Source organism: Anoxybacillus sp. ST4, from assembly GCF_019448545.1.
Lineage (GTDB): Bacteria > Bacillota > Bacilli > Bacillales > Anoxybacillaceae > Anoxybacillus > Anoxybacillus pushchinoensis.
Window position 1 is genome coordinate 1 of record NZ_JAHZOE010000077.1, and the last position, 440, is coordinate 440.

The 440-nt window shown below is 46.4% G+C and carries 2 protein-coding genes; both read left to right on the forward strand.

The features are described from left to right. Positions 1-203 (forward strand): helix-turn-helix domain-containing protein (locus K1I44_RS15070; protein WP_219986635.1); only part of this gene is annotated, 203 nt, incomplete at its 5' end. 17 nt (positions 204-220) lie between these two features. Beyond that, on the forward strand, positions 221-440 hold a 220-nt coding region (locus tag K1I44_RS15075), incomplete at its 3' end, for a transposase (RefSeq protein WP_219986636.1).

The window sequence follows — 440 nt, forward strand, 5'->3', positions numbered from 1 at the left end:
GCATTTCTTCGTCATGGAACACACGTATATTGCAATCTTACATCCAACAAACTTATGGCGTTTCGATGTCACGGGAAGGCATCCGAAAGTTATTGCATCGTCTTCGCTTGTCATGGACACGCCCGACCTATAAGCTCGTCAAAGGCGATCCAGTGCGTCAAGCAGCCTTTGAAAAAGAACTCGAGTTTATAAAAAAAAACTAATCACGGAAGAAATCGTTTTGCTTCATGTCGATGAGACGCATGTTCGCGCGTATCAAGCGCTTCGTACGACATGGGCAGAAGTAGGCAACCAAAAACAAGTCCCGAGCTATGGTCACCACGCTCACGTTTCCATTTTTGGCGCAGTCGACGTGCAACAAGGGGACGTCGTGTTTCATCGTGCTTCGTCTGCCAATGCCGAGACGTTTCTAGACTTTTTACATCTGTTGAAAGAGAAAT